Source organism: Acinetobacter seohaensis, assembly GCF_056431365.1.
Genome location: NZ_JBWKMK010000042.1, coordinates 77,568 through 91,183 on the forward strand (window position 1 = coordinate 77,568; position 13,616 = coordinate 91,183).

At 42.0% G+C, this 13,616-nt stretch carries 17 protein-coding genes; 14 read left to right on the forward strand and 3 right to left on the reverse strand.

Annotated elements, in window-relative coordinates:
• Positions 1–2 precede the first annotated feature (2 nt).
• From rplY to panD, 3 genes are all read left to right on the forward strand, one after another.
• On the forward strand, positions 3–299 hold the full coding sequence (rplY, locus tag AC07E5_RS07150; protein ID WP_004972228.1) for a 50S ribosomal protein L25: 297 nt from the start codon (positions 3–5) through the stop codon (positions 297–299).
• Positions 300–317: 18 nt separating this feature from the next.
• Positions 318–899, forward strand: a complete 582-nt coding sequence (pth, locus tag AC07E5_RS07155; protein ID WP_004972230.1) for an aminoacyl-tRNA hydrolase — start codon at positions 318–320, stop codon at positions 897–899.
• 146 nt (positions 900–1,045) lie between these two features.
• Positions 1,046–1,426: an aspartate 1-decarboxylase gene (gene panD / locus AC07E5_RS07160; protein ID WP_004972232.1), complete on the forward strand. Its 381-nt coding sequence runs from the start codon at positions 1,046–1,048 to the stop codon at positions 1,424–1,426.
• 95 nt (positions 1,427–1,521) lie between these two features.
• On the opposite strand, the gene AC07E5_RS07165 is transcribed toward panD, so the two are convergent.
• Entirely contained in the window at positions 1,522–2,007 is a 486-nt protein-coding gene (locus tag AC07E5_RS07165; protein ID WP_004972234.1) for a DUF1289 domain-containing protein, read from the reverse strand.
• A gap of 217 nt (positions 2,008–2,224) precedes the next feature.
• Between AC07E5_RS07165 and trhO the strand changes: the two genes are divergently transcribed.
• From trhO to AC07E5_RS07190, 5 genes are all read left to right on the forward strand, one after another.
• Positions 2,225–3,157 (forward strand): oxygen-dependent tRNA uridine(34) hydroxylase TrhO, encoded by a 933-nt coding sequence (gene trhO, locus AC07E5_RS07170; protein ID WP_104853141.1) that lies wholly within the window; start codon positions 2,225–2,227, stop codon positions 3,155–3,157.
• Positions 3,158–3,499: 342 nt separating this feature from the next.
• Positions 3,500–3,787 carry a hypothetical protein gene (locus AC07E5_RS07175; protein ID WP_004972238.1) on the forward strand — a complete coding sequence of 96 codons (288 nt, stop codon included), beginning with the start codon at positions 3,500–3,502 and terminating at the stop codon, positions 3,785–3,787.
• Positions 3,788–3,862: 75 nt separating this feature from the next.
• Positions 3,863–4,477, forward strand: coding sequence for a DedA family protein (locus AC07E5_RS07180; protein ID WP_004972240.1), 615 nt, complete (start codon positions 3,863–3,865; stop codon positions 4,475–4,477).
• Between the two features lie 48 nt (positions 4,478–4,525).
• Positions 4,526–4,942, forward strand: a complete 417-nt coding sequence (locus AC07E5_RS07185; RefSeq protein ID WP_004972241.1) for an ABZJ_00895 family protein — start codon at positions 4,526–4,528, stop codon at positions 4,940–4,942.
• A gap of 225 nt (positions 4,943–5,167) precedes the next feature.
• Entirely contained in the window at positions 5,168–5,710 is a 543-nt protein-coding gene (locus tag AC07E5_RS07190) for a hypothetical protein (protein ID WP_498625116.1), read from the forward strand.
• A gap of 105 nt (positions 5,711–5,815) precedes the next feature.
• Here the strand turns inward: AC07E5_RS07190 and AC07E5_RS07195 are convergent, their stop codons facing one another.
• Both AC07E5_RS07195 and AC07E5_RS07200 read right to left on the reverse strand, forming a co-directional pair.
• Positions 5,816–6,340, reverse strand: a complete 525-nt coding sequence (locus AC07E5_RS07195) for a YecA/YgfB family protein (RefSeq protein WP_004972244.1) — start codon at positions 6,338–6,340, stop codon at positions 5,816–5,818.
• A 68-nt stretch (positions 6,341–6,408) separates the two neighbouring features.
• Entirely contained in the window at positions 6,409–6,618 is a 210-nt protein-coding gene (locus AC07E5_RS07200) for a PA3496 family putative envelope integrity protein (RefSeq protein WP_004972246.1), read from the reverse strand.
• A gap of 373 nt (positions 6,619–6,991) precedes the next feature.
• On the opposite strand from AC07E5_RS07200, the gene rpoD reads away from it, so the two are divergent.
• The 6 genes from rpoD (at position 6,992) to AC07E5_RS07230 (ending at position 13,550) form a co-directional block, all read left to right on the forward strand.
• Positions 6,992–8,878, forward strand: a complete 1,887-nt coding sequence (rpoD, locus tag AC07E5_RS07205; RefSeq protein WP_004972247.1) for an RNA polymerase sigma factor RpoD — start codon at positions 6,992–6,994, stop codon at positions 8,876–8,878.
• Between the two features lie 113 nt (positions 8,879–8,991).
• On the forward strand, positions 8,992–9,285 hold the full coding sequence (locus tag AC07E5_RS07210; protein WP_004972250.1) for a YbeD family protein: 294 nt from the start codon (positions 8,992–8,994) through the stop codon (positions 9,283–9,285).
• 152 nt (positions 9,286–9,437) lie between these two features.
• Positions 9,438–10,094, forward strand: coding sequence for a lipoyl(octanoyl) transferase LipB (gene lipB / locus AC07E5_RS07215; protein WP_498625117.1), 657 nt, complete (start codon positions 9,438–9,440; stop codon positions 10,092–10,094).
• 75 nt (positions 10,095–10,169) lie between these two features.
• Positions 10,170–10,703: a hypothetical protein gene (locus AC07E5_RS07220; protein WP_026438100.1), complete on the forward strand. Its 534-nt coding sequence runs from the start codon at positions 10,170–10,172 to the stop codon at positions 10,701–10,703.
• Between the two features lies 1 nt (position 10,704).
• A complete protein-coding gene (locus tag AC07E5_RS07225; RefSeq protein ID WP_019837059.1) occupies positions 10,705–11,889 on the forward strand; it encodes an iron-containing alcohol dehydrogenase in 1,185 nt (394 codons plus the stop codon).
• A 266-nt stretch (positions 11,890–12,155) separates the two neighbouring features.
• The gene (locus AC07E5_RS07230; protein WP_498625119.1) at positions 12,156–13,550 is read left to right on the forward strand and encodes an APC family permease; all 1,395 of its coding nucleotides are present in this window, start codon (positions 12,156–12,158) and stop codon (positions 13,548–13,550) included.
• Positions 13,551–13,616 lie beyond the last annotated feature (66 nt).

Genomic DNA, 13,616 nt, shown 5'->3' on the forward strand with positions numbered 1-13,616 from the left:
TCATGGCAAACTTCGTATTAAACGCTCAAGCGCGTGAAGCAGCTAACCAAGGGAAAGGTGCGAGCCGCCGCCTTCGTCACGCTGCATTAGTTCCAGCTATCATTTATGGTGGCGACGCTGAGCCTGTAACAATCACTTTAGAACTTCGTGAGCTTGTAAAAGCTTTAGAAAGCAATGCTTTCTTTGAAGAAGTTGTAGAAATCAAAGTAGGCGACAAAGTTGAAAACGTGAAAATCCAAGCGTTACAACGTCACCCTGCTAAAAACACACCTATGCACGCTGACTTCAAACGCGCATAAGTGTTCATGGTATAATTAGTGGCTAATATTTCACTGATTGTTGGTTTGGGCAACCCTGGTAAAGAGTATGCCCAAACCCGCCATAATGCAGGCTTCTGGTTTGTAGAACGCCTTGCAGATCAATATGGCATTACATTAAAAGCCGATCCTAAATTTCACGGGATCAGCGGCCGTGGTAATATCGAAGGTCAAGACGTTCGTCTGTTATTACCCACAACCTTTATGAATCGTTCTGGTCAAAGTGTTGTTCCCTTCGCCAAATTCTATCAAATTGCACCTGAAGCAATGCTGATTGCTCATGATGAACTGGATATGAACCCAGGGATCATTCGCCTAAAAACGGGTGGTGGTCATGGTGGACATAATGGTTTACGTGACATCGTGCCGCACACAGGTCCAAACTTCCATCGTTTACGCATTGGTATTGGGCATCCGGGTTCAAAAGAACGCGTGTCTGGTCATGTACTGAGCAAAGCACCAAGTAGCGAGCAAACTTTAATGGATGATGCACTTGCACATGCATTAGGTCGTATCAAGTTACTGGTCAATGGCGAAGTACAACAAGCCATGAATCAAATCAATGCCTATAAACCGAACTGATGAATCCACAATTGTTGAACAATCACACTTGCCATGTCGCAATTTTCAGAGCAAAATGCGCTTTCTGCTCGGAACTGACATCCAGCAAGCAGTGTTTGAATTCAACCATAAGATAAAATCTTAGGTCCACTAAGGAGACGCTCACCATGCTATCTCGTTTATTAAAATGCAAAATCCACCGTGCTTTTGTAACTCATGCAGAACTTCACTACGAAGGTTCATGTGCAATTGACGGAACACTCATGGATTTGGCTGGCATTCGTGAATATGAAGAAATCCACGTATGGAACGTGACCAATGGTAAGCGCTTCACAACTTATGCAATTCGTGGTGAAGACAACTCAGGCATCATTTCAGTCAATGGTGGTGCTGCACACCAAGCCGATGTAGGCGATATTATTATTATTGCAACCTTTGGTGACTTCACTGAAGCAGAAGCCAATGCGCACGAACCACGTTTGGTCTATGCAAACCCAGACAATACCGTGAGCCACACTGCAAACTGTATTCCTGTACAAGTGGCTTAAGCCATTCCTGTATAAAATAAAAAACTCGCAAATTTTGCGAGTTTTTTTATGGCTCAATAAAAGTCTTTCTAGTCTTTAATCGCAAGAATTACAAATTAGTCATCGTGCAAGCTATGCAATAAGCTATGGCTAATACCATCAGCCCTTAAAAATGCAAAATCATAACTTGCGGTTGCAAGCGCCAACACGCGACGCTCAAATTCCTGCCACAAAGGTCGCACTTCTTTGTAGTGAATGCCCAAGCCACTTTCATCGGTAAAATGTCGATTTTTTTCACAAATTTTCAGTGCATGATACAACTTACGCCCTTTTGAAGCATCATCACGTAAACGCACCCGCTTAGAGCGGATAAACCCTTCGACATGACGCAGGTCAGCAAAAGGCAACATAGGCACTAAAATCTGATCGAGCTGTGCATCTAAACGACGCCAAACGGCAGTGTGTTGTTCAGACGTATAACTGTTCCATTGAATCACTTCATGGTTAAAGCGACGGCAACCTCGACAGACAGCATCACCAAACACCGTAGAACAACGACCTGCACACGGGGTTAAAGTGGCAATTTGACGATCCTTACTCAACACAACACTCCAATATTTAACAACACCTGTTGGCGCATCAACATGAACACAACATTCTTCTTTGAAACGAGTGGCATCATACCCCGTTCTGCTACATTTTTAAAATGTTGTGTCGTGCTTTAAAACCATGTACCGCACTCGGTTTTCTCGCATATTCACACAAAGCAGGTTAGAATATGCGCCTTAAATTTTTGTCTTTCATCTATTGGAGTACTCCATGAACGCTACTGTAGAACAGCTTGCACCTGTAGAACAGCCAGCGACCACGACTTGGGTTGTTGCCGCACTTTATCAATTCAAAGAAGTTGCAGATCCTGCCGATCTTCAACAACGCTTATTAGATTTGGTAAATTCAATCAACCTTTGCGGTACTCTTATTGTGGCAGGTGAAGGCATTAATGGAACTGTAGCGGGTGATCGTGCCGCGATTGATCAAGTTCACCAATTTCTGTTGAATGAAGGCTTTACTACAATGGAATACAAAGAGTCGCACAGCTCTGAAAAGCCATTCCGTAAAATGAAAATCAAGCTGAAAAAAGAAATTGTGACTTTGGGTGTAGAAGTAAAACCACGTGATTTAGTCGGTCACTACCTAGACCCGAAAGAATGGAATGAACTGATTGCCCGTGACGATGTCATTCTGATTGATACCCGTAATGACTATGAATACAAAGCAGGAACGTTTAAGGGCGCAATTGACCCGAAAACTGAAACGTTCCGTGAATTTCCAGAATATGTGAAACAAAACCTAGAACAGCATAAAGATAAAAAAATTGCGATGTTCTGCACAGGCGGGATTCGTTGTGAGAAATCGACCTCTTTATTGTTGCAAGAAGGTTTTACCGAGGTTTATCACTTAAAAGGTGGCGTACTTAAATACTTAGAAGAAACACCAGCAGATGAAAGCTTATGGGAAGGTGAATGTTTCGTATTTGATGGCCGTACTGCGGTGACACATGGTATGCAAGAAGGTCAAAACACCAAATGTCATGCTTGCGGTTGGCCATTACTGCCTGAAGAAGTTGAATTACCAAGCTATGAACACGGTGTATCTTGTGTGTACTGTATTGATAAAACCAGTGAGAAACAAAAAGAAGGTTTCCGTATGCGCCAATCACAAATTGCCGCAGCTAAACGTAAACGTCTGTAATCCGTACAGGCTCATACACATCAACAAGGTATAACAAAAGCCATGTTGATGTTGTATCGACCACTCTAATCATATTGAAAAAGTCCTCATCCAGTATGGGGATTTTTTATGTCTACATATATGCTTCACGCAAGATTACATAGAACATAAAAATACAACGCTTGTTTACCAAGCATTGCGCAATATCCCCAGATTGGGTGATAGCATTCAATCAAAATAAGCCACAAAATCTGTGGCTATATTGGTGCAGATGTTCAGCACAAACTCAACATCTCCCATAACCCAAAATTCAAGGATCGTTATGTATTCCTAAATTTATATGCCGCAATCAGGAGTGACGCTATGCCTAAAACAACAATTTCAAATTCAATGCACACACTACGTTTTACGCCTGTAAAATCTGTGACTGCTGCGCATAGCACAACAATGCAAGATTGTTTGGAACATGAGTCACATACTTTTATTGTGGCTTTAGGTGCAATTTTAGGCGGTATTATTGCAGCATTTGTGGGCTACCATCTGCAAGCGCATTTCTTGAATTACGCCCTGCTCTGTGCCATTCCTATACTTGTGGCATATAGCTTAAGACGTGTATATATCTATACCCTGACCCATGCAGAGCTTGATTAAGTCTAAATTGCGCAAGACTTTACTGTTCGTCCAATACTGCTTAGGATAGAAGCACTTTTCTAAAGCACAACTTGCATGAACTTAACTGAATGGATTATTTCCATTATGGAACAACTGGGCTACCTTGGTATTGCCCTGTTAATGTTTCTGGATAATGTTTTTCCACCCGTTCCTTCTGAAATTATTATGCCCTCTGCAGGCTATTCTGCATCGCAAGGGCAATTACTGCTATTGGGTGTCATCATTGCAGGCTGTATCGGCTCGTTGTTCGCAGCGGCAGTGTTATATTGGGTAGGTTATCGCTGCAAACATGAAAGTATTTACCACTGGGTCAATCGCTACGGTAAATATCTATGGATTAAAGAACAAGACGTCCGAAACTCCCTGCATTGGTTTGAACAATATGGACATCGGATTGTATTTTTTGGGCGCATGATTCCCGCTATTCGTTCTCTCATCAGTATTCCTGCAGGCATGAGCCACATGCCATTTTGGAAATTTATGTTTTATAGTGGTTTAGGCACAATAATTTGGACCACTTTTTTAGCTTGCGTGGGTTATTATTTTGGTGAAAACCAACAATTGATGCAGCAAATTTTCAGTCAGGTCAGCCATGTCATTATAGGCTTGGTGCTCTTAGTCATCGCAATTATTTTATACCGTAGGCATCGCCGTAAAATGCGTGACTAATGCTTGTGTTGCTGCGCAATTGAATCAATTTTTTGGGGAAAATCAGACATGAAACCATATTTATTATTTTTTGCTGCGGTTTACAGTATTACGCTGGTCTTACTCATTACCGTATTGATTTTTGGTCTGAACTTAGGTGGCTTGACCTTGCTCCCTGCATTAATTGCCGCAGCATTCATTAGCGCAGGACATTTTGTCAAAAAAGAACAACGCTTACCGAGCAGTGATGAAAAAATTCAACTGGTTTGGGGCTCAAGTGCGGTGGCAATTATTATTGGTAGCTTCTTTGTGTTTTTCTTGGTGCTGATGAATCCGAATGCAGAAGCCATTTTAAAAGCTGCAGATAAAGCAGGACTAGCACTGGCTGCGGTGGTGATGCTGTGTTTGATTGCGATTCATGGTGCAGTTTTTCATGTTGCCTATGGTTGGTATGCGAACCGTTATTATCAAAAAAAGTACTTATAAGCTTACCTAAAGTACGTATTTCACACTGAACCGCAACATCAAACACTTAAAATCAACATCAGGCTGATATATCACACATAAATTTACGTCTGACATGCGCTGTAACTGAAATACATTCTGAATAGGCTATAAGCCTACATTGTAGCAGCGTAGATTAAGCCTATTCATAGCGATTTATGAATATAGGAACGCTATAACGCATACAAAGATAAAAAGGTGATTCGAATGTCAGATTTTGAACGCAATGAAAAAATTGACCGTGATGTGGTTAAGAACTTACCAAAAGAAGAACGTGATCGCTTAAATGCCGATCCAATTACAGGAGAACCTGGTGCACACCCTGTCGGTACTGGTTTAGGTGCTGTTGGCGGTGCGGCTACTGGTGCAACAGTAGGTGCGCTGGGTGGTCCAGTAGGTGCTGTGGTCGGTGGTGCTGTAGGCGCTGTAGTGGGTGGTTTGGCAGGTAAAGGTGCAGCAGAAGTTGTGAACCCTACCGAAGAAGAAGCTTACTGGCGTACCAATAGCTTAAATACAACCTACTTTACAGAAACACGCAACCATTATCATGATTTAGATTATGATCGTGACTATCAAAATGCCTATCGCATTGGTTATGAAAACCGCCCACATTATGATACGCACACACGTTTCGAAGATGTTGAGCCCGATCTAAGAAGCAAATGGGGGCAAATTAAAGGCAGTTCACGCTTAACGTGGGAACAAGCTAAATTTGCTGTCAAAGATGCTTGGGATCGTGCGACACACTAATTGGTAACATGATCATTGAAGCGCCATAATAAAAAACGCACTGCGATTTGCGCAGTGCGTTTTTTTTATGAGGATTACATATTACACAATATGTAAACCAAGCCATTAATCAGGCGTGTGGTACATCAAATATAATTCATTCAGGTTTTCAGGAATTTCTTCTGCAATTTCGTCCATTAACTGACCATTGCGACGGAAAGATTCCATTTGTGGATCTTCTTCATCAATGCCGCTAAACACCATCATTGGCAAAGTTAAATCAACCAATTGCTCTTCAAATTCAGGCGTAAACCATGCTTCTTCGTTTAAGAACATCGCATCGACAAAGCCAACGCTCCAATCACCCAAACTTGAATCAACTTCTGCTTCTTCAATTTCAAATGGAAACTCAATGCCTTCTTCATTGGCTAAACTTTGGCGAATGCTTTCTAACCAAGCCTGAATTTGCGCAATAATTTCAGCAGGCACTTTCTTTTGGTTGCCTTCAAACAATTCATTTAACCATGGGTCAAATTGAGGTCCAACTGCAATGGCACACAAGAAACCATGCGTTGCAGCGAAGTCTAGACCATACTCGTTTTGGTCACCATCTAGATATTCACTTAACAGGTCTAAATCTAAAGCAGTCATTTCAAATCCATCGGTGTCAATTTAGGGGTGTAGCATAGCATTTTCAATGCCAGATACAGTACCTGATTTTAGTCATCTTCATCGTCAAAATCGTCGTCATCGTCAAAATCATAATCAAAATCTTTGAGCTCACGTTCCAAACGACGTTGTGCGAGTAAATCATCAATCAAACGGCGCTTTTCTAAAGATTCTTTCGCGCTTATTTTGTTTGATGCCTCATCGAAATTAACATCATCATCACCGTAGTTATCATCTAGTTCAAAATCTGTAGAAGACACTAAAACTACCTCAGAATGAAAAAATGTGAAGGGTCTAGCCGCTATTTATCTGCCTTTATAAATATTGTCAAGTTTTATTTATTTTTTTCAAAAAACTGCAACATAGACAGCTTGCAACATTGCGGCAAATTTGTGTATTTATGAACAAGTTAGTATCATTATTTGAGATTCGCCCCAATCATAAAAATATTTTTCGGGCAAAAAGGAAATTGACTTGAAAAACAGTAATGAAGCCCCATATTCCTATCACATTCTTCATTCAAACATCATTTTAAAATCATGCTTGATTGATCAATTCACCCCCTATTTAAAGCGAATTGTGCTATCATGCACGGTTTTTCACTGCCACAGATTCAACGAAGAGTAAGCAAAGATGAGCGATATGAATTCCCCTACTTCGCAAGTAGCGGCTCTGATTAGCCGAGGCAAAGAGCAAGGTTACCTAACTTACGCTGAGGTTAACGATCATCTCCCGGACTCAATCACAGAAAGCGAGCAGATTGAAGACATTATTCAAATGCTTCAAGACGTCGGTATTCCTGTGCATGAACGTGCGCCTGAATCTGATGATGCAATGTTCGAGGATAATGCGGAAGCTGCCGACGAAGTTGCTGAAGAAGAAGCTGCAGCGGTACTTGCCTCTGTAGAAAATGAGCCTGGTCGCACCACAGACCCTGTGCGTATGTATATGCGTGAAATGGGTACGGTTGAGCTGTTAACGCGTGAAGGTGAAATTAGCATTGCGAAACGTATTGAAGAAGGGATTCGCGATGTACTTCACTCGATTGCCTACTGGCCAAACGCAGTGCAAGTGGTACTGCAAGAATATAAAGATTATGAAGCAGGCGAACGTCGCCTTGCCGATATTTTATCAGGTTATTTAGACCCTGAAACCGATGAAGAAATTCCAGAAGTTTTAGAAGACGAAGCCGATTTAGACAAAGAAGAAGACACCAGCAACAAACCAACCAAAGACGTCAAACTTGATGATGACGATGAGGAAGAAGAAGCTGAAGCTGAAGAAGAATCTGAAGCAGATTCAGGTCCAGACCCAGAAATTGCAAGAATGCGTTTTGGTGAATTGGAACAGGCTTATCTTGCAAAAATTGCTGCCATTGAAAAACATGGTCGTGAAAGTGCCGAAGCTCAAGAGGCTTTAGAAGCTTTAGCGACTGTATTCATGATGTTTAAATTTACGCCACGTTTATTCGATATTATTTCGGAAATGATTCGTGGTACACATGAACAAATTCGTACTGCTGAACGTGAAGTGATGCGTTATGCGGTGCGTCGTGGTCGTATGGATCGTACTCAATTCCGTACCTCATTCCCAGGTCAGGAATCTAACTTTGCTTGGTTAGACGAGCACATTGCCAAAGCACCTGCCGACCAAAAAGGCTATTTGGAAAAAGTACGTCCAGATATTTTGGCGTTCCAACAAAAAATTGCCGACATTGAAAAAGAGTTAGGCTTAGATGTTAAAGGCATCAAAGAAATTTCTAAGCGTATGGCAGTAGGCGAAGCCAAAGCCCGTCGTGCGAAGAAAGAAATGGTTGAAGCCAACTTGCGTCTGGTTATTTCGATTGCAAAAAAATACACCAACCGTGGTTTACAATTCCTAGACTTGATTCAGGAAGGTAACATCGGCTTGATGAAAGCGGTAGACAAGTTCGAATACCGTCGTGGTTATAAGTTCTCGACTTATGCAACATGGTGGATTCGTCAGGCGATTACCCGTTCTATTGCCGACCAAGCGCGTACCATTCGTATTCCAGTACACATGATCGAAACCATTAACAAGATCAACCGTGTATCGCGTCAATTGCTTCAGGAAATGGGTCGTGAACCGACTCCAGAAGAATTAGGCGAACGCTTGGAAATGGATGAAGTTAAAGTTCGTAAAGTTCTGAAAATTGCCAAAGAGCCGATTTCTATGGAAACGCCAATTGGTGATGATGAAGATTCACATTTGGGTGACTTCATTGAGGACAGCAACATCACCTCACCTGTTGATGCGGCAACCTCTGAAGGCTTAAAAGAAGCGACCCGTGAAGTGCTTGAAAACTTGACTGAACGTGAAGCCAAAGTTCTGAAAATGCGTTTTGGTATTGATATGCCAACCGATCATACTTTGGAAGAAGTTGGGAAGCAGTTTGATGTGACCCGTGAACGTATCCGTCAGATTGAAGCCAAAGCCTTACGTAAACTTCGTCACCCTTCTCGTTCTGAACACTTACGCTCGTTCTTGGAAAATGACTAAGATTGCTGCATAAATGAGCTATTGAAATTTTTAAATTCAGCCTCATTTATTCAACAAGACAAAAAACGCCTGCCCTATGCAGGCGTTTGATATAGAGATAGAGACACACGCTTATGACGTTATTCAACCGTACCCCATCTCGTGAACTACAAGAGCATCTTTGGGTGTTTCCAATGGATTACCCAATTAAACTCATTGGTGACGCGGGTGATGAACTGCGTATTGCTGTGCTTGAAATTTTAGTGAAGCACTTCCCTGAGTTTGATGCACAAAGCATCAGCATTACCCCATCACGCACAGGCAAGTATCATTCAATTACAGCACAATTGCGTTTTGAAGAATTGGAACAAGTGCATGCCATTTATGCAGATTTGGCAGCTTGCCCACTGATTAAAACTGCATTGTAATTTTGTAGATTGATTTTCAAATAACACGCTTTCGGGCGTGTTTTTTGTTTCTGCGCTGCCAAAATCTTATTCAATCCACAAATCCCCTACAGCCGCCACATTTTCGTATAATAAAATCAATTTCTTGCTTTTATGGATAGGACTGCATCACTGTGGATACTGCACAACGGCTAAACCTGATTATTCGTCAATATCATGACCTGACTGACTATCAAGCTCGCTTTCAGGAAATGAAAGACTGGACTGAACAACGTGATGCAGACAGCCCTGACCAACTCTGGATTTTGCAACATCCGAATGTACTGACCCAAGGGCAAGCAGGCAAAGCCGAACATATTTTAATGGCGACAGATATTCCTGTGGTACAGACTGATCGTGGTGGTCAAGTCACATGGCATGGCCCAGGCCAATTGGTCGCCTACTTCATGTTTGACCTGAACCGTTTAGGCTGGAATGTCCGTACTTTGGTATCTTATGCTGAAAACTTGATGATTGAGCTGCTTAAAAAATACGGCATTGAAGCCTATGCCAAAGCCGATGCACCAGGGGTATATGTCAATGAACGGAAAATTGGCTCACTCGGTTTTAAAATTCGTAAAGGCCGTAGTTATCACGGTTTAGCCCTCAATATTGATTGTGACTTGACTGGTTTTCAAAGTATCAACCCTTGCGGCTATGCAGGTTTGGAAATGGTACGTGTGATGGATTTAGTCAATGACTATCCACATTTTGAAAACTTCTGCGCAGATATCATTGAAACTTTACAAAACAGCGGTTACTTTAATGACGTTCAAGTCATTCACGTATAAATGGCTTTCTTTTCAATAAGAAATAAAATAGAGTATTTACTCTAAATAATGATTTATAACACAGGGATTCAGCGCGTGATTTCAACTAAATCTGTGAAACCCGCTTTGCAACTGGCCTATGTCAAACTCATGATGGATGTGATTGGCAGAGGTTTAGTCATGGCAAGTCAGGTCGATGAAGAAATTAAACAGGAAGTTGCAAAATTCCCCAGCAACTTTGTGTTGTCTATGAAAGTTTTTCCGAATGGTCCAGCCTTTGTTGCCAAAGTCACTGCAGATCATCAATTAGAACTGTTACAGAATACGGCACAAAAACCCGATTTAACCATTACCTTCAAACACTTAAATCATGCATTTTTAGTGTTTTCATTTCAGGAAAGTACCGCACAGGCCTTTGCGCATGACCGCATGATTGCTGATGGTGATGTGTCTTATGCAATTCGCTTGGTACGTTGCCTGAATAAAATGGAAGCACTGATCTTGCCTAAATTACTGGCAGAACTGGCGGTAAAACAATATCCGACTGAACTCAGCTTAAAAGAAAAACTATCAGGTGCAGCCAATATCTATCTAAAAGTTGCCCAATCTTATTTCAAACGGAGTGCATAACATGGCGAAGCCTTATTACGAATTTTTTTGCCCAGTCAAAGTCATTGCAGGTCATGCCGCGCTTGAACATATTCCGTTTGAATTGGCGACACTCGGTTCGCAGCGTCCAATGATCATTACCGACAAAGGTGTGCGTTCCAACAATTTGCTTGCACCGATTGAAGCGGCTTTTGAATCTACCGATGCCGTGATTGGCTATGTTTTTGATGATGTCCCGCAAGATTCAAGTGTGGCAACAGTGCGTCGTGCGGCACAGTTGTACCGTGAAAATAACTGTGATGCCATTATCGCGGTGGGTGGCGGTTCAGTCATTGACACCTCTAAAGCCACCAATATTTTAGTCAGCGAGGGCGGTGATGACTTATTGCAATATTCAGGTGCGCATAACTTACCACGCCCACTGAAACCTTTTTTTGTGATTCCAACCACATCTGGAACAGGTTCAGAAGTGACTATGGTTGCGGTGGTATCCGACACCGAAAAGAACGTCAAAATGCCATTTGCATCGTATTACTTAATGCCACATGCAGCCATTTTAGACCCGCGTATGACGCAAACTTTGCCACCACATTTAACAGCAATGACGGCTATGGATGCCATGACGCACGCCATTGAGGCTTATAGTTGCATGGCAGCCAACCCAATTTCTGATGCTTATGCCACTGCAGCAATTAAAAAAATCAGCAATAACCTGTTCAATGTATTAGACAACCCAAGCGATGAACAAGGCCGTTTGGAATTGGCACAAGCATCTACTATGGCGGGCATTGCATTTTCAAATTCCATGGTTGGTTTAGTGCATTCCCTAGGTCATGCGTTGGGTGCTGTGGCACATTTGCCACATGGACTGTGCATGAATTTATTCTTGCCATACGTGTTGGAATACAACAAAGACGTCAATGCCGATAAAATTGCCGAGCTACTATTACCTTTGGCTGGCGCAGACGTCTATGCACAAACCCCTGCACATTTACGTGCCGATAAAACCATTTCGACACTCTTAGCCATTCGTGACCGCTTATATGCACTGACTAAATTGCCACGCACTTTACAAGAAACTGGTAAAGTCAGCGAAGCACAATTAGATGAAGTCGCTGAAAAAGCCCTGAACGATGGTTCGATTATTTACAACCCGAAAGAAGCCAATTTAGAAGAACTCAAAGCCATCTTAAAAAAGGCTTGGTAATTCCTACAAAATAGGCGAACATAGCCGAAAATCTAGCCTGATGTTTTTTAAACATCGGGCTTTTCATTGGTAGACTGCTGCGTCTGATATTTTTTCATCAATGTGGCATATTTTCTGCTAAAAAAGAAAACAAAGATACTGACAAAGCGCGTCATTATGGAGTAGATTGGCGCGTTTTTATTTTTTATGTAGGGGGGATTGTTCGTCTCAAACAATCCTGAACAAACATGACTGATCCTTGATCAACGATTAAGAGGATAACGCCGTTGACAAATATCTCTGGGACTCAATCGGCAGCTAAACTGCAAAAAACGCTAGGGCTCTGGCACATCATTATTATTGGTTTAGCCTACATTCAACCGATGACGTTATTCGACACTTTCGGTTTAGTATCGGAAGAAAGTCATTTTCACGTACCCACATCTTATATTTTTGCACTGGTTGCCATTTTGCTCACGTCTTTGAGTTATGGTCACATGATTCGTCGTTACCCATCTTCAGGGTCGGCCTATACCTATGCACAAAAATCCATTCACCCCAACGTCGGCTTTATGGTGGGTTGGTCATCTTGGCTGGATTACCTGCTCTCGCCAATGGTCAACATTATTTTGGCGGTGATTTATTTAGAAGCGTTATTCCCTGAAGTGAATCACTGGATTTGGGTAGTGGTACTCACCGCATTCATGACAGGTGTTAACTTGCGTGGTGCGCGCTTTGTGGCGAACTTTAACAGCTTGATTGTGTTAATTCAGCTGGTGGTGATTGCTGTCTTTACTTGGATGATGTTCACCAAATTACAAGCTGGCTTTAATGCCGATGGCCCTATTACCGCAGAACAACGCTATCAGTTATGGAGCTTGCAACCATTTTGGAATGAGTTAACTTCGGTAGGCGCATTAATTACGGGTGCAACCCTACTCTGCTTCTCATTTACAGGCTTTGACTCACTCAGCTCACTTGCAGAAGAAACCAAAGATACAGAGAAAACCTTACCAAAAGCGATTTTCTTAACTGCACTAATTGCAGGCGTAATCTTCATTGTTAGCACCTATTTCATGCAAATTTATTTCCCGAATGAACCGGGTAGCTACTTTAAAAATATCGCAGAAACTCAGCCAGAAATTTTACTGTTGGTGGGTGGCTCGCTGTTCCAATCTTATGTACTGACCTTTGCAATTGTAACGGTCATGGCATCTGGTATTTCAGCGCATGCAGGTGTATCACGCTTAATGTATGTGATGGGTCGTGATGGCGTGATCAACAAAAAACTCTTTGGTCATATCAGCCCACGTAACTACACGCCTTCATACAACATTCTAATTGTGGGTGCTGTAGCCTTAACTGCTGGTTTTATGGATCTAGATTTTGTGATTTCATTGATCAGTTTTGGCGCTCTCACCGCATTTAGTTTTGTGAATTTATCGGTGATTTCACGTTATGCGCTGCGTGATGGTCGCACCAAAGGCTTTAAGGACATTCTCAATTTTGTGATCGTACCGTTATGTGGCTTTATTGCAGTGTTTGCTTTATGGCTCGAAGTCGATGAAACTTCATTGAAGTATGGCTTATGGTGGGCGATGTTTGGGGTTTTATACCTCGGTTATAAAACCAAAGGCTTTAAACACCCTGCTCCGCAGCACAATGAGTTTGATGATCGCTAAAACAAATAGCTTCTCAATCTTCAGATCAGGCGCTTTATGCGCCTTTTCTTATGTCTAAAATGGGTT

What these genes read in the sequence shown, in the direction of transcription:
- rplY (WP_004972228.1), top strand. Translation starts at nt 3, where the DNA reads ATGGCAAACTTCGTATTAAACGCTCAAGCGCGTGAAGCAGCTAACCAA.
- panD (WP_004972232.1), top strand. Translation starts at nt 1,046, where the DNA reads ATGCTATCTCGTTTATTAAAATGCAAAATCCACCGTGCTTTTGTAACT.
- trhO (WP_104853141.1), top strand. Translation starts at nt 2,225, where the DNA reads ATGAACGCTACTGTAGAACAGCTTGCACCTGTAGAACAGCCAGCGACC.
- AC07E5_RS07175 (WP_004972238.1), top strand. Translation starts at nt 3,500, where the DNA reads ATGCCTAAAACAACAATTTCAAATTCAATGCACACACTACGTTTTACG.
- AC07E5_RS07180 (WP_004972240.1), top strand. Translation starts at nt 3,863, where the DNA reads ATGAACTTAACTGAATGGATTATTTCCATTATGGAACAACTGGGCTAC.
- AC07E5_RS07185 (WP_004972241.1), top strand. Translation starts at nt 4,526, where the DNA reads ATGAAACCATATTTATTATTTTTTGCTGCGGTTTACAGTATTACGCTG.
- AC07E5_RS07190 (WP_498625116.1), top strand. Translation starts at nt 5,168, where the DNA reads ATGTCAGATTTTGAACGCAATGAAAAAATTGACCGTGATGTGGTTAAG.
- AC07E5_RS07195 (WP_004972244.1), bottom strand. Translation starts at nt 6,340, where the DNA reads ATGACTGCTTTAGATTTAGACCTGTTAAGTGAATATCTAGATGGTGAC.
- rpoD (WP_004972247.1), top strand. Translation starts at nt 6,992, where the DNA reads ATGAGCGATATGAATTCCCCTACTTCGCAAGTAGCGGCTCTGATTAGC.
- AC07E5_RS07210 (WP_004972250.1), top strand. Translation starts at nt 8,992, where the DNA reads ATGACGTTATTCAACCGTACCCCATCTCGTGAACTACAAGAGCATCTT.
- AC07E5_RS07225 (WP_019837059.1), top strand. Translation starts at nt 10,705, where the DNA reads ATGGCGAAGCCTTATTACGAATTTTTTTGCCCAGTCAAAGTCATTGCA.